Source organism: Paraburkholderia sp. SIMBA_030, from assembly GCF_046535245.1.
GTDB lineage: Bacteria > Pseudomonadota > Gammaproteobacteria > Burkholderiales > Burkholderiaceae > Paraburkholderia.
This window is the reverse complement of record NZ_JAWRXB010000505.1, coordinates 1-273: the sequence shown is the minus strand read 5'-3', so window position 1 is coordinate 273 and position 273 is coordinate 1. Positions and strand designations below refer to the sequence as shown.

1 protein-coding gene is annotated in these 273 nt (G+C 70.7%); it reads right to left on the bottom strand.

From position 1 onward, the window contains the following. On the bottom strand, positions 1 to 273 hold a 273-nt coding region (locus tag SB772_RS40985; RefSeq protein WP_410838649.1), incomplete at both ends, for a condensation domain-containing protein.

The following is a 273-nucleotide window of genomic DNA, read 5'->3' as shown; positions in this document are numbered from 1 at the left end:
AGGCTGGGCGTACTCGGCCTGCCAGCGGCCACTGGCCTGGCTGAAACGCAGGCGCAGGCTGTCATGGTGCTGCACCAGCGCGACCAGGGCCTGCTCCAGTGCCGCAGCGTCCAGTGGCTGGCGCGCCTGCAGCAGCACTGCCTGGTTCCAGTGCTGAGGCTGGGCCACCTCGCTGTCGAAGAACCAGTGCTGGATCGGCGTCAGGCCGCTGTGCCCCTGGCGCAGGCCTTGCTCGATGCCAGTTGGCGCGGCGCTCAGGCTGGCCACGGTGGC